Source organism: Microbacterium sp. SA156, from assembly GCF_049065455.1.
Taxonomy (GTDB): Bacteria; Actinomycetota; Actinomycetes; order Actinomycetales; family Microbacteriaceae; genus Microbacterium; species Microbacterium barkeri.
This window is the reverse complement of sequence record NZ_JBAKGU010000020.1, coordinates 30,749-48,803: the sequence shown is the minus strand read 5'-3', so window position 1 is coordinate 48,803 and position 18,055 is coordinate 30,749. Positions and strand designations below refer to the sequence as shown.

The 18,055-nt window shown below is 71.7% G+C and carries 16 protein-coding genes; 8 read left to right on the top strand and 8 right to left on the bottom strand.

From position 1 onward, the window contains the following. From ACOWU6_RS15425 to ACOWU6_RS15415, 3 genes are all read right to left on the bottom strand, one after another. Positions 1-716: biotin/lipoyl-containing protein (locus ACOWU6_RS15425; RefSeq protein ID WP_421076226.1), on the bottom strand; the 716-nt coding region annotated here is incomplete at its 3' end. Positions 717-783: 67 nt separating this feature from the next. Then, positions 784-2,157, bottom strand: a complete 1,374-nt coding sequence (gene lpdA, locus ACOWU6_RS15420; RefSeq protein ID WP_421076225.1) for a dihydrolipoyl dehydrogenase — start codon at positions 2,155-2,157, stop codon at positions 784-786. Further along, positions 2,154-3,647: a leucyl aminopeptidase gene (locus tag ACOWU6_RS15415; RefSeq protein WP_421076224.1), complete on the bottom strand. Its 1,494-nt coding sequence runs from the start codon at positions 3,645-3,647 to the stop codon at positions 2,154-2,156. Before ACOWU6_RS15415 ends, lpdA begins: the two co-directional genes overlap by 4 nt. A gap of 75 nt (positions 3,648-3,722) precedes the next feature. Here ACOWU6_RS15415 and ACOWU6_RS15410 point away from each other — a divergent pair, with 75 nt between their 5' ends. The 3 genes from ACOWU6_RS15410 (at position 3,723) to ACOWU6_RS15400 (ending at position 6,889) form a co-directional block, all read left to right on the top strand. Then, the gene (locus tag ACOWU6_RS15410) at positions 3,723-4,658 is read left to right on the top strand and encodes a PAC2 family protein (protein WP_324014576.1); all 936 of its coding nucleotides are present in this window, start codon (positions 3,723-3,725) and stop codon (positions 4,656-4,658) included. A 210-nt stretch (positions 4,659-4,868) separates the two neighbouring features. Further along, on the top strand, positions 4,869-6,176 hold the full coding sequence (locus ACOWU6_RS15405) for an RNA polymerase sigma factor (RefSeq protein WP_282977951.1): 1,308 nt from the start codon (positions 4,869-4,871) through the stop codon (positions 6,174-6,176). Then, positions 6,176-6,889 (top strand): coenzyme F420-0:L-glutamate ligase, encoded by a 714-nt coding sequence (locus ACOWU6_RS15400; RefSeq protein ID WP_271172089.1) that lies wholly within the window; start codon positions 6,176-6,178, stop codon positions 6,887-6,889. The genes ACOWU6_RS15405 and ACOWU6_RS15400 overlap by 1 nt, the downstream gene beginning before the upstream one ends. A 55-nt stretch (positions 6,890-6,944) precedes the next feature. On the opposite strand, the gene ACOWU6_RS15395 is transcribed toward ACOWU6_RS15400, so the two are convergent. Then, entirely contained in the window at positions 6,945-7,967 is a 1,023-nt protein-coding gene (locus ACOWU6_RS15395) for a sugar-transfer associated ATP-grasp domain-containing protein (RefSeq protein ID WP_282977949.1), read from the bottom strand. A 49-nt stretch (positions 7,968-8,016) separates the two neighbouring features. Between ACOWU6_RS15395 and ACOWU6_RS15390 the strand changes: the two genes are divergently transcribed. Next, positions 8,017-8,700 (top strand): alanine racemase, encoded by a 684-nt coding sequence (locus ACOWU6_RS15390; protein ID WP_421076223.1) that lies wholly within the window; start codon positions 8,017-8,019, stop codon positions 8,698-8,700. Then, complete coding sequence (locus ACOWU6_RS15385) at positions 8,697-9,731, top strand: alanine racemase (protein ID WP_421076222.1); 1,035 nt, start codon at positions 8,697-8,699, stop codon at positions 9,729-9,731. The genes ACOWU6_RS15390 and ACOWU6_RS15385 overlap by 4 nt, the downstream gene beginning before the upstream one ends. 60 nt (positions 9,732-9,791) lie before the next feature. Here ACOWU6_RS15385 and ACOWU6_RS15380 read toward each other — a convergent pair whose 3' ends face one another. Then, positions 9,792-10,007, bottom strand: coding sequence for a DUF7455 domain-containing protein (locus ACOWU6_RS15380; RefSeq protein WP_271172085.1), 216 nt, complete (start codon positions 10,005-10,007; stop codon positions 9,792-9,794). Between the two features lie 214 nt (positions 10,008-10,221). On the opposite strand from ACOWU6_RS15380, the gene ACOWU6_RS15375 reads away from it, so the two are divergent. Further along, positions 10,222-12,303 (top strand): DNA gyrase/topoisomerase IV subunit B, encoded by a 2,082-nt coding sequence (locus ACOWU6_RS15375; RefSeq protein WP_421076221.1) that lies wholly within the window; start codon positions 10,222-10,224, stop codon positions 12,301-12,303. A 26-nt stretch (positions 12,304-12,329) separates the two neighbouring features. Here ACOWU6_RS15375 and ACOWU6_RS15370 read toward each other — a convergent pair whose 3' ends face one another. After that, a complete protein-coding gene (locus ACOWU6_RS15370; protein ID WP_421076220.1) occupies positions 12,330-14,777 on the bottom strand; it encodes a DNA gyrase/topoisomerase IV subunit A in 2,448 nt (815 codons plus the stop codon). A 99-nt stretch (positions 14,778-14,876) separates the two neighbouring features. Here ACOWU6_RS15370 and ACOWU6_RS15365 point away from each other — a divergent pair, with 99 nt between their 5' ends. Continuing rightward, positions 14,877-16,001, top strand: coding sequence for an alkaline phosphatase family protein (locus ACOWU6_RS15365; protein WP_421076219.1), 1,125 nt, complete (start codon positions 14,877-14,879; stop codon positions 15,999-16,001). 3 nt (positions 16,002-16,004) lie between these two features. Here the strand turns inward: ACOWU6_RS15365 and sepH are convergent, their stop codons facing one another. Continuing rightward, positions 16,005-17,042 carry a septation protein SepH gene (gene sepH / locus ACOWU6_RS15360; RefSeq protein WP_421076218.1) on the bottom strand — a complete coding sequence of 346 codons (1,038 nt, stop codon included), beginning with the start codon at positions 17,040-17,042 and terminating at the stop codon, positions 16,005-16,007. A 232-nt stretch (positions 17,043-17,274) separates the two neighbouring features. Between sepH and ACOWU6_RS15355 the strand changes: the two genes are divergently transcribed. Then, a complete protein-coding gene (locus ACOWU6_RS15355; protein ID WP_271172080.1) occupies positions 17,275-17,568 on the top strand; it encodes a DUF4193 domain-containing protein in 294 nt (97 codons plus the stop codon). Here the strand turns inward: ACOWU6_RS15355 and ACOWU6_RS15350 are convergent. Next, a complete protein-coding gene (locus tag ACOWU6_RS15350; protein WP_421076217.1) occupies positions 17,543-18,052 on the bottom strand; it encodes a DUF3093 family protein in 510 nt (169 codons plus the stop codon). The genes ACOWU6_RS15355 and ACOWU6_RS15350 overlap by 26 nt on opposite strands. Positions 18,053-18,055 lie beyond the last annotated feature (3 nt).

The window sequence follows — 18,055 nt, the reverse complement described above, 5'->3', positions numbered from 1 at the left end:
ACGACGTCGAGGCGCTCGAGCCCGAGGCCGAGGAGCCCGACGCCCTCGGCGGGAGCCGCGGGGGCGGCAGCCGGGGCGGCGGGAGCAGCCGGGGCTCCGCTGCCGACGCGAGCGAGCACCGACCCGACCTCGACCGTCTCGTCCTCCTGGACGAGGATCTCCTGGACCGTGCCGGCGACCGGCGACGGGATCTCGGTGTCGACCTTGTCCGTGGAGATCTCCAGCAGCGGCTCGTCGACCTCGACGGAGTCGCCGACCTGCTTGAGCCAGCGGGTGACGGTGCCCTCGGTCACGCTCTCGCCCAGCTCGGGGAGCACGACGTCGGAGGAGTCGCCGCTCGCGGCGGGCGCGGCAGCGGGAGCCTCCGCGGCAGGCGCAGCCTGGGCGGCCGGAGCCTCCGCGGGGGCAGCCTGGGCGGGGGCGGCCTCGGCGGGCGCCGCCTCGGCGGCCGGTGCCGCGGGAGCCTCGGCCGCGCCGGAGCCGTCGCCGACACGGGCGAGCTCAGCACCGACCTCGACCGTCTCGTCCTCCTGCACGAGGATGGTCTCCAGGACGCCGCTCACCGGCGAGGGGATCTCGGTGTCGACCTTGTCGGTCGACACCTCGAGAAGCGGCTCGTCCGCTGCGACGGTGTCACCGACCTGCTTCAGCCAGCGGGTGACCGTACCCTCGGTCACGCTCTCTCCGAGAGCGGGGAGGACGACGGAAGTGCTCATGTCAGGAGTCTCCTTCGGAATGTCGAATTCTTGTCTAGCTTAGTGTTGTTGGGGTCCGGGGGCGGCGTCACAGCGCGTGGAGCGGCTTGCCCGCGAGCGCCAGGAAGGCCTCGCCGAGCGCTTCGCTCTGCGTCGGATGCGCGTGGATGAGGGGCGCCAGGTCGTCGGGGTGGGCTTCCCACGCGACGGCCAGCTGGCCCTCCGTGATGAGCTCGCCGACGCGGTCGCCGATGAGGTGCACGCCGAGGACGGGGCCGTCCTTGCGGCGCACGACCTTCACGAGTCCGCCGGTCCCGATGATCTCGCTCTTCGCGTTGCCCGCGAGATTGAACTCGGCGGTCTCGATCCCGTCGGCACCGTGCTGCGCGATCGCCTGCGCCTCGGTCACGCCGACCGAGGCGAGCTCGGGGTGGGAGTAGGTCACGCGGGGGAGCTGGGCATCGGGAACCGGGGCGCTCGCGAGACCCGCGATGCGCTCGGCGACGGCGATGCCCTGCTGGAAGCTGCGGTGGGCCAGCTGCAGGCCCGGCACGATGTCGCCCACGGCCCACACGCCGCGTGCGCTCGTGCGCAGCTCGTCGTCGACGACGACGAAGCCGCGATCCCGCCGGACGCCGGCCTCGTCGAGACCGAGCCCGTCGGTCGCGGGGCCGCGACCGACGGCCACGAGCAGCACGTCGGCCGTGTGCGTCTCGCCGTTCTCGAGCGTCACGGTGACGGCGTCGGCGGTCTGCGACGCCGACGCGAAGCGGACGCCGAGCGAGGTGCGGATGCCGCGACGGCGGTAGGCGCGCTCGAGACCCTTGCTGAGCGCGATGTCCTCGTTGGGCGCGAGATGCTCGAGGGCCTCCACGATCGTCACGTCGGCGCCGAAAGACCGCCAGACGCTCGCGAACTCGACGCCGATCACCCCGCCGCCGAGGATGATCGCGCTCGACGGGATCTCATCCAGGGCGAGGGCGCCCTCGCTCGCCATGATCCGGCCCCCGAGCTCGAGCCCGGGCAGCGTCCGGCTGTACGAGCCCGTCGCGAGGACGACGTTCTGCGCACGCAGGAGATCGTCGCCGACGCGGACGGCCGGGCCCGCCTCGAGACGCCCCTCGCCGGCGACGACCGTGATGCCGCGCGCCTTGATGAGGCCCTCGAGGCCCTTGTGCTTCTTCGCCACGATGCCGTCGCGGTAGGCCGCCACCTGCGCGGCGTCGATGCCCGAGAGCTCGGCGGTGACGCCGAACTCGGCCGCGCCGCGCACGGTGTCGGCGACCTCCGCCGCGTGCAGCAGCGCCTTCGTGGGGATGCACCCCCGATGCAGGCACGTGCCGCCGACCTTGTCCTTCTCCACGATCGCCACGCGCTTGCCGAGCTCGGCGGCGCGCAGCGCGGCGGCGTAGCCGCCGCTGCCGCCGCCGAGGACGACGATGTCGAAGACCTGCTCGGTCATCGCACCTCACCGCCCGCCGCGACGAAGTCGATGAGCGCGCGGACGGTGGCGCCGGTCGGCCCCTTGTCAGTGAAGCCGAAGGCGCTGCCGGTGCTCATCGACGAGCCCGCGATGTCGAGGTGCACCCACGGGATGCGCGGGGCGTCGTCTCCCTCGCCGGTGCGGCCCACGAAGCGCTGCAGGAAAAGCCCCGCGAAGAGCGCGCCGCCCGCGCGGTTCCCGACGTTCGCGTTGCGCATGTCGGCCACACGCGACTCGAGCTCCTCGGCGATGTGCTCGGGCAGGGGGAGCGCCCACGCGAGCTCGCCGGTCCGATCGGCTGAGCGGAGGAACGCGTCGACCGCGTCGCCGTGCCCCATCACGCCCGTGTGGCGCGTGCCGAGGGCGACGATCATCGCCCCGGTGAGGGTCGCGACGTCGACGATGACATCGGGGTTCTCCCTGCTCGCGGCGATGAGGCCGTCGGCGAGCACGAGGCGCCCCTCGGCGTCGGTGTTGGTCACCTCGACGGTCGTGCCGTCGGCCATCACGAGCACGTCGCCGGGGCGCGTCGCGCGACCGGACGGCATGTTGTCCGCGATGCACATCCACGCCGTCACCCGCACGGGAAGCTCGAGCTGGGCGGCGGCGCGGACGACCGCGAGCACCTCGGCGGCGCCCGTCATGTCCTCCTGCATGCCGACCATGGACGCCGCGGGCTTGAGCGAGAGCCCGCCCGTGTCGAAGGTGATGCCCTTGCCGACGAGCGCGATATGGCGCTCCGCGCCGGCCGGGGCGTAGTCGAGGCGGACGAGGCGCGGCGGCCGGTCGGATCCCTTCCCGACGCCGAGGATGCCGCCGAAGCCGGCCTCCGCGAGGGCGCTCTCGTCCCACACGGTGACGTCGATCGGCAGACCCTGCGTCGTCTCGACGGCCGTGTCGGCCAGCTGCGCAGGGCTCTGCCACTCGGCGGGCGTCGACACGAGGTCCTTCACGAGGGCGACGGCCTCGGCTCCTGCGCGCACCGTGGCGAGGGCCGCGTCGTCCGCGCCTTCCGGCGCGTGCACGACGACGCGCGACGCCCGACGGCGCTTGTCCTTCTTGTCCTGCGAGTCGGACTTGTATCCCGCGAACGCGTATCCGCCGAGCGCCGCGCCCTCGGCGGCCGCGCGCCATCCGTCCTCCACCTCGGCGGCGACGGAGACGGCGATCGTGTCGAAGCCCGTGAGCGAGCGGATGGCCGTCCCCACGGCGTCGCGGACGGCGTCCGCATCGGGGCGCCGCCCGAGGCCGACCACCGCGACCGGGGCGTCCGAGAAGCCCGGCGTGTAGACCCGCGCGAAGGCGTTGCGGGCCCCCGTGAAGCCGATGGCGTCGAGCGCGGGGAGGAGGTCGGCGAGCCCGGCCGGCCCCGGCCCGTCGCCCGTCAGATCGGGGATCGCGATCACGAGGGCATCGGCGCCCTCTGCGGGGAACGTGGCTGCGGACAGCTCGATCTCGGGGTGAGGCATTCCTCCATCCTAGGTTCGCGCTCGCCCGACGCCGACGACCGCCCGCGCGGGCCGTGCGACTCGTAGCATGGAGGAATGCCCGCTCATCGAGATCTCTTCGAACGACTCGCCGACGCCCCCGTGGTTCCCGGTGGCCTGCCGCTCGTCGTGCTCCTGACCGGGTTCACCGACGCCGGCGGCGCGGTGTCGGGCGCGATCGACTACATGCGGGAGGACCTCGATCCGCACGTCATCGCGGTGTTCTCGAACGACGTGCTCCTCGACTACCGGGCGCGTCGCCCGATCGTCACCTTCGACAAGGACCACCTCACCGAGTTCCGCCCTCCGCGCCTCGAGCTCTCCCTCGTCCACGACGCGCTCGGCCAGCCCTTCCTCCTCCTGTCCGGGTACGAGCCCGACTTCGTGTGGGACGCGTTCGCCGAGACCGTGATCGCCTTCGCGCGGGAGTTCGACGTGTCGGGGCTCACCTGGGTGCACGCGATCGCGATGCCGGTCCCGCACACCCGCGAGCTGGGTGTCACCGTGAGCGGCAACCGCACCGAGCTGATCGCCGCGCAGTCGATCTGGCAGCCCCGCACGCAGGTGCCGGCGACTGCGGGGCACCTCCTGGAGTACCGCGCGTCGGCCGCTGGGCTGCTCGTGGCCGGGTTCGTCCTCCTCGTGCCGCACTACCTCGCCGAGACCGACTACCCCGCGGCGACGCTGTCGGCGATCGACCGGATCGCGTCGTCCACGGGGCGCGTGTTCGATCTCGACGGACTCCGCGACGACAACCTCGAGTACCTCGCGAAGGTCGAGGAGCAGATCCACGGCAACGACGAGCTCGCGCGGATGGTGACGGGGCTCGAGGAGCGGTACGACGCCTACATGGCCAATCTGTCGGACGGCGGAGCGCCGAGCTCGGCCGGCCTCATCCACGAGAGCGACATCCCGAGCGCCGACGAGCTCGCCGCCGAGCTCGAGCGGTACCTCGCCTCCCGTCCGAACGGCGACGAGGACAAGCCGAACTGACCCCGCCGGGAATGTGGGCGGGGGCCGGGCTGTTTCCCTCATCGGAGCGGATCGAGCCGCGGCGGAGGACGCGGCTCAGGTATGAGAGAATGAGTGCACGACCCGTTGTCGAGTCCGTGCTGTCGAGGCGCGGGACTTGACAAGGGTCTTACTAGTGCCCGAAGACACCCGGGGGCGACGCGCGCAGCGCCGTCGGTGAAAGGCGAGAACGTGACAACTGCCACGAAGGCTTCGCGGAGTACCGCGAAGAAGGACGAAGCCGCCGCGGAAGAAGTCGTCGAGGAGACGGCTCAGGGCTCCACGGCGAAGAAGACGACCAAGAAGACCGCAGCGAAGACCGCGTCGACGAAGAAGACGAAGGCGGCCAAGAGCACAGCGAAGAAGGGGTCCGACGAGGACGCCGAGATCGAGGAGGACGTCGACGTCGAGGACATCGACGTGGACGCCGACGCGGAGACCGACGCCGACGAGGTGAAGGACGACGCCAAGGGCGACGAGAAGGACGAGAAGAAGCCGGCCGTCGAGCCGCTTCCGACCGGCGCGATCGTCATCAGCTCGAGCGACGAGGAGGACGTTCCCGTCTACTCGACGCAGATCACGGGCGCGACGGCCGACCCCGTCAAGGACTACCTGAAGCAGATCGGCAAGGTGCCCCTCCTCAACGCGGCGGAGGAGGTCGACCTCGCGATGCGCATCGAGGCCGGTCTGTTCGCCGAGGAGAAGCTCTCCAAGATGTCGGCCGCCGAGAAGTCGAGCCAGCTCGGCCTCGACCTCCAGTGGGTCGCGCGCGACGGCCAGCGGGCCAAGAGCCACCTGCTCGGCGCCAACCTGCGCCTCGTCGTCTCGCTCGCGAAGCGCTACACGGGCCGCGGCATGCAGTTCCTGGACCTCATCCAGGAGGGCAACCTCGGTCTCATCCGCGCGGTCGAGAAGTTCGACTACACCAAGGGCTTCAAGTTCTCGACCTACGCGACGTGGTGGATCCGCCAGGCGATCACGCGCGCGATGGCCGACCAGGCGCGCACCATCCGCATCCCGGTCCACATGGTCGAGGTCATCAACAAGCTCGCCCGCGTCCAGCGGCAGATGCTGCAGGACCTCGGTCGCGAGCCCACGCCCGAGGAGCTCTCCAAGGAGCTCGACATGACCCCCGAGAAGGTCATCGAGGTCCAGAAGTACGGTCGCGAGCCCATCTCGCTGCACACGCCCCTCGGCGAGGACGGCGACAGCGAGTTCGGCGACCTCATCGAGGACACCGAGGCCGTGGTCCCCGCGGACGCGGTGGGCTTCACGATGCTGCAGCGTCAGCTCGAGAGCCTGCTCGACTCGCTCTCCGAGCGCGAGGCGGGCGTCATCCGCATGCGCTTCGGTCTCGGCGACGGGCAGCCCAAGACGCTCGACCAGATCGGCGACACCTTCGGCGTGACGCGTGAGCGCATCCGCCAGATCGAGTCGAAGACCATGGCGAAGCTGCGCCACCCGAGCCGCTCGCAGTCGCTCCGGGACTACCTCGAGTGATGGCGGAGGCGAACGAGGGCAAGCACCTCGAGGTCGAGGTCGACGGCGTCCGCTACGCGCGCATCCCCCTGCGCACGAAGGTGGTCATGCCGGATGACGAGATCGACGCGATCATCGCGGAGTACGCGAAGGACGCCGTCGAGCCGGGAGACCTCCTGTTCGTGACGGAGAAGATCGTCGCGATCACGCAGGGCCGCTCGTACATGATGGACGAGATCCGGCCGCGGAAGCTGGCGACCTTCCTGTCGAAGTACGTCACCAAGACCGCGTACGGCATCGGTCTGGGCATCCCCGAGACGATGGAGATGGCGCTGCGCGAGGTCGGCACGCCGCGCATCCTCTTCGCGGCCGCCGTGTCGGCCGTGACGAAGCTCCTCGGCCGCCGCGGCGACTTCTACCGCATCGCGGGAGACAAGGCGCGCGCGATCGACGGGCCGACCCCCGGCACGATCCCGCCCTACAACCGGGCGGTCGTGCTCGGCCCCGAGCGTCCGCGCGAGGTCGCCGAGCACGTGCGCTCGCTGCTCGGGGTGGACGCCGACGTCGCCGTGGTCGACATCAACGACATCGGCGGGAACATCCTCGGCTCGACGCTCGACAAGGCCGGCGAGAAGCGCCTCGTGCGCATCCTCGGCGACAACCCGCTCGGGCAGGGCCACCAGTCGACCCCGCTCGGCATCATCCGGAAGGTCACCGCGCCGGCCGGTCGCTGATCAGACGCGCGAGAACGGGCCGGACCCCTCGGGGTCCGGCCCGTTCTGCGTTCCGTCAGAAGCCGATCGCCTTGCGGTAGCGGGGCTTGTGCCCCGTGCGGATGCCCGTCACGGACGGCTTGTTCTCGTAGACGCCGGCGCCCCAGTTGCCCTCGACGAGCACGGGGCCGTCGGGGGAGACGACGACGTCCCAGCCCACGTACTGCACCTGCGGCACGATGCGCGCGACCTGGTCGATGAACGCGCGCACCTCCTCCATGAAGGGCAGCTGGAACTGCGCGATCGGGAAGCCCGTGTCCGGGTGCTTCTCGTGGACGTGGCCGTGGGAGTCGTACCCCGCGCCGATCGCGTGCCCCGCGTCGTCGAGCATCGTGTAGAAGCCGCCGAACGACATCTGGTCGCTCACCGCTCCGCGGCCGAACTTCTGCGCGATCGCGAGGATGTGCACGTCGCTGCCGTCGTTGAACGCCGTGATGCGCGTCGTGTTGACCGTTCCGGGGCAGACGGCGGCGAGGTCGGGATGTTGCACGATGACCTCCTCGAGGAGGATCTCGTCGCGCTCGAGGAGACCGCGGTGGAACGCGGCCCAGTCCTGCACCTCCTCGGCGTGGTAGCGGTGCACTCCGAGCCCCATGTGGCTCACGGGCACCTTGGCGACGATCGTGCCGTGCTTCTCGACGAACGCGCGGACGGCGTCCGCGTTCCCCGCCTCGACGACGAGCCACTCGCGCCGCAGGAAGCGGTCGAAGCGCCGGTTGAACTCGATCTTGTTCTCGAAGAGGACGCGGTGGTCGGGGTGCGCGTACTTCGCGGCGAGCTGCATCGACACCGGGTGGGTCATGAACGTCGCCCGCTCCTCGCGCGTGAGGATCGCGAAGTCGTAGTCGACGTAGTCCTGGAACGCGACGTCGCGCCGTGCGGCGGACCACAGCATGTCGGCGACGACGAGCGGGACCGCCTTGCCGTGCTGCTCGTGCACCTCCTTGGCGCGTTCGATCACCGACCCGACGTCGATGCGGCGCGCGCGCTCCACGAGGTAGCGGAGCTTGGGGCCGAGGCTCAGGCCGGTCGAGGGCATACGGGCGTCCTCCAGGTCGCTTGCGATGGGCCTGGCTAGTCTAGATCGGGTGACTTCGCAGCGCCTTCGGACGTCCGCGCCCCGCGCGCGCGTGTCGGCAGCGGCCCTGGCCGCGAACCTGCGTGACACGCCGCCCGACGCGATCGGCGACGTCCGGCGCGATGCGTGGGGTCACGGCCTCGTGACCGTGGCGCGCGCCCTGCACGCGGCGGGTGTCCGCGCGGTGCGCGCGGACGCCCCCGATGTCGCGATCGTCGAGGATCTCGGCCTCGTCGCGACCGCCGACGAGCCGACGCTGCCCATGGCCCGCGTGCTCGGCCTTCCCGGCTCCGGCGGACAGCCGGTCCTGTCGCTCGCATCGCGCGTCCTGTCGACGAAGCCGCTCCTCGCGGGCGAGGGCGTGTCGTACGGCTTCGTCCACCGCGCGCCCGCTGACACGCAGATCGCGCTCGTCCCCGGCGGGTACGCGCAGGGCGTCGTGCGCGCGCTCGGCAGCCGCGCGCACGTCGACATCCGCGGACGCCGCTGCGCGATCGTCGGGCGCGTCGCGATGGACGTGTGCGTCGTGGACGTCGGCGGGGCGGGTGGCGCGGAGCCGGGCGACGAGGTCGTCTTCTTCGGATCGGGCGCCGTGCGCGACGAGATCGCGGAGTGGACGACGGTGACGGGTCTGACGGCCGCCGAGCTGGTGGCGCGGGTCGGCCTCGGCGTGGAGAGGGAGGTCGTCGCGTGAGCGCCCTGCGGATCGATCTGGGACGGTTCCGGGAGAACGTGCGCGCCGTCAGGGCCCGCGTCGCGCCGGCCGACCTCATGGTCGTCGTCAAGGACGACGCCTACGCCCACGGCGTGGAGGCCATCGCGGATGCGGCCGCCGCGGAGGGCGTGCGCTGGCTCGGCGCATTCGACATCGCGACCGGCGTGCGCGCCAAGGCCGTGACCGGCGACCGCGCGCGGGTGTTCTCGTGGCTGACCGTCGACGAGGGCGAGATCGCGGAGGCTCTCGAGGCGGGCGTCGAGCTCGGCGTGGGCGACGCGGGCTATCTCGAGCGCGTCGGCCGCGTGGCCGCCGCCCGCGGCGAGACCGCGGTCGTCCACCTCAAGATCGACACGGGCCTCCACCGCAACGGCGTGCGCGTCGAGGCGTGGCCGGCGTTCGCGGCCCGCGCGGCCGCGCTCGAGGCGGAGAACGCGGTGCGGGTCGCCGGGATCTGGAGCCACATCGCCGAGGCGAGCGACGAGGAGGACGACGCCGCGCGCGCTCTCTTCGACGAGGCGGTCGCGGCGGCGCGAGCGGCCGGCCTGCGGCCCGAGGTGCGCCACCTCGCGGCCAGCGCGGCCGCGTGGCATCGCGCGGAGTTCCGGTGCGACCTCGTCCGGGTCGGCGCCTTCTGCTACGGCATCCGCTCGGCCGAGGGGCCGGAGATCCCCGGCACCGCGCCATCCGCCTCCCTCGTGAGCGAGGTGACCGCCGTGCACGGCGACACGGTCGAGGTGGGCATCGGATCGCTCGACGGCCTGTTCTCCACGCTCGCCGGGCGGATGTCGGTGGGCACGCCCGCGGGCGCGCGTCGGCTGCGCGCGGTGCGCGAGACGACGTCGACGATCGACGGATGGGACGGCGCGGCCGTCGGCGACGAGGTCGTGCTGTTCGGCGCGGGCGATCGCGGCGAGAGCACGTCGACGACCATCGCCGAGGCGATCGGCACGGTCGGCGAGGAGCCCCTCCTGCGCGTGTCGCCCCTCATCCCGCGCGTGTACGTCTGAGGAGCGGGAACGGCGAAGCGCCCGCCCCCTCGCGGGGACGGGCGCCTCGGAAGCCTGGTGTCAGTCCGTCTCGGCGAGACGGGCCGTCTCGTCGAGCCACGAGGTCGCCACGGCGCGCAGCTTCTCCTCGTACTTGCGACCGTGGTGGGCGCAGTAGAGCAGCTGGCTGCCGTTGACCTCGGCGGCGATGTACGCCTGCGCCCCGCAGCTGTCGCAGCGGTCGGCCGCGGTGAGACGGTACGAGACAGGGGCTTCGGGTGTGGATGTCGCGGTCATGGTCTGCCTCCCTGTTCGAACCTGTCGATCTCGGTCTCGACTCTTCCGATTCACTGTATGAAACCACGGGGACCTCGGAATCATGCCCGCATGGCCGCATGTTTCGCTCTGCGCGTACGGGCTGGACGCGAGCGCGCCGGATGTCCTCGTGGGAGCGCGCATCGGGGGAGTGTCGCAGGCTCTTCCGGGCACGTCGAAAGTATGATCGAAGATCGTGACCTCCGAGTACTCCGCTCATCATCTCCAGGTGCTGGAAGGCCTCGAGGCCGTCCGCAAGCGCCCCGGCATGTACATCGGGTCGAACGGATCGCCCGGCCTCATGCACTGCCTGTGGGAGATCATCGACAACGCCGTGGACGAGGCGGTCGCCGGCAACGGCACGCGCATCGACGTCATCCTGCACGGCGACGGCAGCGTCGAGGTCCAGGACCGCGGCCGCGGCGTGCCGGTCGACGTCGAGCCCCGCACGGGCCTGTCCGGCGTCGAGGTCGTCTACACGAAGCTCCACGCGGGCGGGAAGTTCGGCGGCGGCTCGTACGCCGCCTCCGGCGGACTCCACGGCGTCGGCGCGTCGGTCGTGAACGCCCTGTCCGAGCGCCTCGACGTCGAGGTCGACCGCGACGGCAAGACCTGGGCGATGTCGTTCCACCGCGGCGAGCCCGGGCGCTTCGCGGACACCGGCGAGCCGACGCCCGAGGCGCCGTTCACGCCCTTCGAGGAGCGCAGCGAGCTGCGCGTCGTCGGCAAGGTCGCCAAGGGCGTCACCGGCACGCGCGTGCGGTACTGGGCCGACCGGCAGATCTTCACGAAGGATGCGGCGTTCCAGGTCGACGAGCTCGTCACGCGCGCGCGGCAGACGGCGTTCCTCGTACCGGGGCTCGAGATCGTGATCCGCGACGAGCGCGGAGACGAGCCGACGGAGACGTCGTACCGCTTCGACGGCGGCATCTCCGAGTTCGTGCACTTCCTCGCGACCGACGCGCCCGTGACCGACGACTGGCGCTTCCAGGGCTCCGGCACGTACACCGAGACGGTGCCGATGCTGCAGCCCGACGGATCGATGCGATCCACGGATGTCCAGCGCGAGTGCAGCGTCGACATCGCGCTGCGCTGGGGCACGGGGTACGACACGATCATCCGCTCGTTCGTCAACATCATCTCCACGCCCAAGGGCGGCACGCACCAGCAGGGCTTCGAGCAGGAGCTGCTCAAGCAGCTGCGCGCGGAGGTCGAGAAGAACGCACGGCGTCTCAAGGTCGGCCAGAACGACCGCATCGAGAAGGACGACGTGCTGGCCGGTCTCACGGCGGTCCTCACGGTGTCGGTGCCGGAGCCGCAGTTCGAGGGCCAGACGAAGGAGGTGCTCGGGACGCCCGCCGTCCGCGCGATCGTCGCGAAGGTCGTCCGCGAGGGCCTCAAGGAGCGCTTCACCTCGACGCGCCGCGACGACAAGAACCAGACGTCGATGCTCCTCGACAAGGTCGTCGCCGAGATGAAGGCACGCGTGTCGGCGCGCGCCCACAAGGAGACGCAGCGCCGCAAGAACGCGCTCGAGAGCTCGTCGCTCCCGGCCAAGCTCATCGACTGCCGCTCGAGCGACGTGTCGAACTCCGAGCTGTTCATCGTCGAGGGCGATTCGGCGCTCGGCACGGCCCGCCGCGCTCGCGACAGCGAGTTCCAGGCCCTTCTGCCCATCCGCGGGAAGATCCTCAACACGCAGAAGGCCTCGATCGGCGACATGCTCTCGAACGCCGAGTGCGCCTCGATCATCCAGGTCGTGGGCGCGGGCTCCGGGCGGACGTTCGACATCGACGCCGCGCGCTACGGCAAGGTCATCATGATGAGCGACGCCGACGTCGACGGCGCGCACATCCGCACCCTGCTGCTGACCCTCTTCTACCGGTACCTCCGGCCCCTCATCGAGCACGGCAGGGTGTACGCGGCCGTTCCGCCGCTGCACCGCGTGATCGTCATGAACCCGGGCTCGAAGCCCAATGAGACGATCTACACCTACAGCGACGCCGAGCTCACGCGCCTCCTCGCGCGACTGCAGAAGCAGGGCAAGCGCTGGCAGGAGCCCATCCAGCGCTACAAGGGGCTCGGCGAGATGGACGCGGACCAGCTCGCGGAGACGACGATGCAGCGCGACGGCCGCCTCCTGCGCCGCGTGCGCATGGAGGACGCCGAGGCCGCGGGCCGCGTGTTCGAGATGCTCATGGGCAACGAGGTCGCCCCGCGCCGCGAGTTCATCATCGACTCCGCCGATCGCCTGGACCGCGAGTCGATCGACGTCTAGGACGGGTGCTCGGCCGAGCACCCGTCCTAGACGAGCGTCCGGCCGATCGAGGCGACGACGGATTCGAGCGGCTGCCCCGACGCGTCGCGCTTCGAGAGGGTCTGCGGGAGCTTCCGCACCGACCCGTTCGCGTCCACCGCGAGGGCGGGGTCGGGGCCGACCCACGCGAGCGTCAGCCGGTCCTCGCCCCGGAGGAAGGCGTGCGCGCGGACGCCGCCCGTCGCGCGGCCCTTGCCGGGGAACTCCGAGAAGTCCGAGATCTTCGCCCGCCCCGTGTCGGCGCCCGCGAGCATGCCCTCGGCGCCCGACACCGTGACGACGACCGTGTCGTCGCCGGTCGCAGCGCCGAAGAAGAGCACGGCGCCCTTCGCGCTGAGCTTGATCCCGGCCATCCCGCCTGCCGCGGCCCCCTGGGGGCGCACCGAGGAGGCGGCGAAGCGCAGCAGCTGCGCGTCGGTCGTGATGAAGACGAGCTCGGCGTCGTCGGGTGCCGACGCCGCGCCCACGACCTCGTCGCCGGGCTTGAGCGCGATGACCTCGAGCTCGGGCTTCGCCGGCAGCGCGGACGGGACGATCCGCTTCACGACGCCCTGCGCGGTGCCGATGGCGACCGGAGCGTCGTCGTCGAGCTTCACGAGCGCGAGGATCCGCTCGCTCCGGTCGGCGAGCCCGATGTAGTCGTGCAGCTTGACGCCGACGCCCAGCTGCACCGCGTTCGGCGGCACCGACGGCAGGTCGACGGGGTGGAACCGAACGATGCGCCCGCGGTTCGTGAGCGCGCCGGCCTCGCCGCGGACGGTGGTCTGGACCGTCGAGAGGATCGCATCGTGCTTGCTCCGCCTCGACGGCGCCGCGAGCTGCTGGCCCTCCGGGACCTCGACGCGCACCGCGCGCCCCGTCGTCGACAGCGCCACGAGCGTGGGGCCATCCGCGATCTGGAGGTCGACATCCGAGGTCTGCCGCGTGCGCGCCGCGGCGGGCTTCGCGTTCATGAGGAGCGTGCGCCGCGGCGTGCCGTACTTGTCGACGACCGCGTCCAGCTCCGCCGCCACCTGTCTGCGCAGCAGCGCATCGGAGCCGAGGAGCTCCTCGAGGTGCGCGATCTCGGCGAGCAGCTCGTCGCGCTCCTTCTCGAGCTCGATGCGCGAGAACTTCGTGAGGCGGCGCAGGCGCAGCTCGAGGATGTACTCGGCCTGCACGTCGTCGAGATCGAACACCTGGCACAGGCGCGTGCGGGCCTGCTCGGAGTCGTCGGACGTGCGGATGACCTGGATGACCTCGTCGATGTCGAGGATGGCCACGAGCAGGCCGCGCACGAGGTGCAGGCGCTCCTGCCGGCGCGCGAGGCGGAAGCGGCTGCGGCGCGTGACCACCTGCAGGCGGTGCTCGACGTAGACCCGCAGAAGCTCGACGAGGCCGAGCGTGTGCGGCCGCCCGCCGACGAGGGCGACGTTGTTGAAGTTGAAGGAGTCCTCGAGCGGCGTGAGGCGGTAGAGCCGCTCGAGCACCGCCTGCGGGTCGAAGCCCGTCTTCACCCCGATGACGATGCGCAGCCCGTTGTTGCGGTCGGTGAGGTCGGTGACATCGCTGATGCCCTGGAGCTTCTTGGACTGGACGGCGTCCTTGAGCTTCTCGATCACGCGCTCGGGCCCGACCATGTAGGGCAGCTCCGTGACGACGATGCCCGTGCGGCGCGGGCCGATCTGCTCGATCGACACCTTCCCGCGCACCTTGATCGCGCCGCGGCCGGTCTCGTACGCGTCTCGGATCCCGTCGAGGCCGACGACGATGCCGCCCGAGGGGAAGTCCGGCCCCGGGACGAACTCCATGAGCTGGTCGAGGGTCGCGTCGGGGTTCTCGAGGAGGAAGTTGGCGGCCGCGACGACCTCGGTGAGGTTGTGCGGCGCCATGTTCGTCGCCATGCCGACGGCGATCCCCGTCGTGCCGTTCACGAGGAGGTTGGGGTAGGCGGCCGGCAGGACGTCGGGCTGCTGGAACTGCCCGTCGTAGTTGGGGATGAAGTCGACGACATCCTCGTCGAGGTTCTCGGTCATCGCCATGGCGGCGGCCGCGAGGCGCGCCTCGGTGTACCGGGCCGCCGCGGGGCCGTCGTCGAGCGAGCCGAAGTTGCCGTGCCCGTCGACGAGCGGCACGCGCAGCGCGAAGTCCTGCGCGAGGCGCACGAGGGCGTCGTAGATGGCGGTGTCGCCGTGCGGGTGGAGCTTTCCCATCACCTCGCCGACGACGCGCGCGCTCTTCACGTGACCGCGGTCGGGGCGCAGCCCCATCTCGGCCATCTGGTAGAGGATGCGGCGCTGCACGGGCTTGAGGCCGTCGCGGGCATCGGGCAGAGCGCGCGAGTAGATGACGGAGTAGGCGTACTCGAGGTACGACCCCTGCATCTCCGACTCGAGGTCGATGTCCTCGATGCGCTCCTCGACCGGCGTGGCCTCGGATGCCTGCTTGCGCGCCATTCAGCCCTCTCCTCGGGTGGGACGGATCCCGGGCCGTGCGGCGCGCGCCCGCGGGCGGAGGGCGACGGCGCGCAGCTCCCCTGTGGGAGACTGGCCCGGATGTCCCTCATCGTACCGGCGGGCCCCCTGAACGCCCGGAGCCTCACCGAGGTCGCGCAGGAGTCCCTGCGCTCGCTCGACGGAGGAGGGGAGTGGCTGCCCGCCGCGACCTCCGCGGTCATCGTCGTCGTCGACGGCCTCGGATCGATCCAGCTGCGAGCCCATGCCGGGCACGCGCGACGTCTCGCGGGCGCCATGGCCAAGAAGGATGTCGCGCGCAGCGTGTTCCCGTCGACGACGGCCGCGGCGCTCACGAGCACGCTCACCGGCGCCTGGCCGGGAGAGCACGGACTCGTCGGCTACCGCGTCCTCGACCCCGCACAGGGGGTGCTCGCCAACCAGCTGAACGGCTACGAGCGCGACGGCCTCGACCCCGTCACGTGGCAGCGCGCGACGACCGTCTTCGAGCGCGCGCACGCCGACGGCCGCGCGGCGTTCGCGGTCGGGCTCGCGGAGTTCGCCGGCAGCGGCTTCACCGCTTCCGTCCTGCGCGGCGCGCGCTACATCGCGGAGGACGGCGTCCGGGCGCGCCTCGCGACCGCGTACGGGCTCGCGAGCGCTCATCCCGGCTCGGTCGTCTACTGCTACCTGCCCGAGGTCGATAAGGCCGGCCACCGGCACGGTGTCGCCTCGGACGCGTGGGTCGCCGCCCTGGAGGACGTCGATGCCGCGTTCGCCGTGCCCGTCCCCGCGGGCGTCGGCGTCGTCGTGACCGCCGACCACGGGATGATCGACGTGCCCCGGCACCGGCACATCCTCCTCCGCGACGGAGACCCGCGACTCGACGGGGTGGCGCTCGTCGGCGGCGAGCCGCGCCTGCTGCATCTCTACCTCGAGGACGACGCGCGGGCCGACGAGGTCGCGGACGTCTGGCGCCGCGCAGCCGAGGGGACCGCCGACATCGCCACGCGCGCGGAGGCGATCGCCTCCGGTCTCTTCGGCGACGTCCATCCTGATGTCGAGGCGCGCATCGGCGACGTGCTCGTCGCGGCGCGCGGGACGTGGGCGTTCTACGACGACCGCCTGGACGACAAGCGTCCGCAGGACATGGTGGGCCAGCACGGCTCGACGACCCCCGAGGAGATGACCGTGCCGCTGATCCGCCTCGGCTCCTACGCGCGCTGAGGCTCAGTCGTCCGCACGGGCTCCGAAGACGATCTCGTCCCACGAGGGCATGGACGCGCGCCCTCGACGACGCGGGGTCTCCGGCTCGGGCTGCGGTGCGGGCTGCTCCGGCTCCGACTCCGAGCGGTAGCCCGGCTCGAGCGCATCGAAGAGCGCGACCGGAGCGGGCCCGTGATCCTCGCCATCGGCCTCGGCCGGCGGCGTCTCCTCCATCTCGAGGACGGGAGCGCTCTCGCGCTGGCCCCGGCGGCGGCGCAGCGCCTCCAGGAGGTCGGCGGTCTCGGAGCTCGGCCCCTCCGCGCTGGGAGCGCGCTTCGTCGCGGCCTCGCGCACCGACGGGATCGACCGGGTCATGCCGTCGGTCGCGGTGTCCTGCTCGGGAAGCCTGCGGGGCCCGAAGGCGCCGGAGTCGAAGCGATCCTCGTCGGCCGTCTCCACGACCTCGAGCGCGCGCAGGCGGGGGATGAGCCCCTCCGGCAGCGGGCCCTGACGCGACAGCTGCGTGGCGTCGCCGTTGAGGGGAGCGAGGGCGCTGCGCCGCGGGTCGAAGCTCCACCGGGCGTCGTGGTCGACCTCCGCGGCCGAGAACTCGAGCTTGACGATCCAGCCGGTCTCGTCCTTCCAGCTCGTCCAGCGCTCGCCCGACGCGTCGAGGTCCGCGAGCTTCGAGCGGATGGCCTCGCCGAAGGTCGGATTCTGGTCGCCGGCGAGGTCGACCCCCATGAGCACGGGGACCGCGAGGGCGCGGCCCACGATGTGCTCGCGCTCGGCGAGCACGGGGCCCTCGAAGCGGCGGACGTCCTCGACGCGCGCGCCGAGGAGCTCCGCGACCTGCTCTGCCGTGAGTCCCGCGCGGATGTGCTGCTGGATGTCGCGAGGGCTCGCGGTCGGCGCGTGGGGCTCCTCGCGATGCGCCGCGCGGTCGATCCGGCGCAGCTCGGAACGCAGCAGGTCGTCCACGGGGAGCGTGAAGCGCTGCCCCGACTCGTTCGCCAGGACGAGCTTGCCGTCCTCGGTCCCCACGATCGTGAGCTGATCCATGCTCTTGCTCCTCACACGATGACAATCGGTGTCCCGACATGGTTTCACGCGCGGTGGCTCGCAGGCGGGAATACCGCGGGCGCGCCGCGAGTTTCATCGCGAGCACGGACGGACGCCCCGACGGCGACGCGCTGAGCATTTGCGAAAGCCGCGGGCGTCGTGCAAACTATCGCCGCCCCGCCCGATGGCGGGGATGTGCAACACCCGATGACGAAAGAAGTGACGCCCTCCGATGGCAACCGACTACGACGCCCCACGCAAGAGCGAAGACGACAACAACGAGTCGATCGAGGCGCTCAAGGCGCGCCGCCCCGACAACGCGGGATCCATCGACTCGGAGGACGCGGACAACCCGTCGAGCTTCGACCTGCCGGGCGCCGACCTGTCCAATGTCGAGCTCGATGTCGTCGTGCTCCCGCCGCAGGAGGATGAGTTCACCTGCATGAGCTGCTTCCTCGTGAAGCACCGCTCGCAGCTCGACCACGACGGCGCCGACGGGCCTATCTGCCGCGACTGCGCTGCGTGATCTGCGCGCGCACCACGGCCGCCGCGAGGCGGTCGGGGGTGCGCGTGGAGATCGTCCACGACGAGACGGGATCGTCCGGGTCGATGACCGGGACCACGACGACCGGGTCGATCCCGCCTCGCACGAGATACCACCCGCGCGGGTCGAGCCCGGCTCCCCGCGCCGCCTTCGCCTCGTCGCCCGTGAGCGCCGACGGCTCGCCGAGGAGCTCCACCTCGATGCGCGCCCGCCCTGCGCGCAGCATGCCGTCGCGCACCTCCACGACGGGCGACGATGCGATGAGCAGGGCGATGACGCCGACGGCCACGATGGCCCCCAGCGCGAGGGCGATCGACGGATCGAGGCGCACGAAGACGAGCGACACCATGGGCGCGGCGATCGCGGCCGACGCGAGCAGCCAGAGCGACGGGGAGAGCCGCTCGCGGTAGACGGCGGCGGCGCCTGCGGCCGACGCGCTGTTCGGGGACGACACTGTGTTCTGCATTAC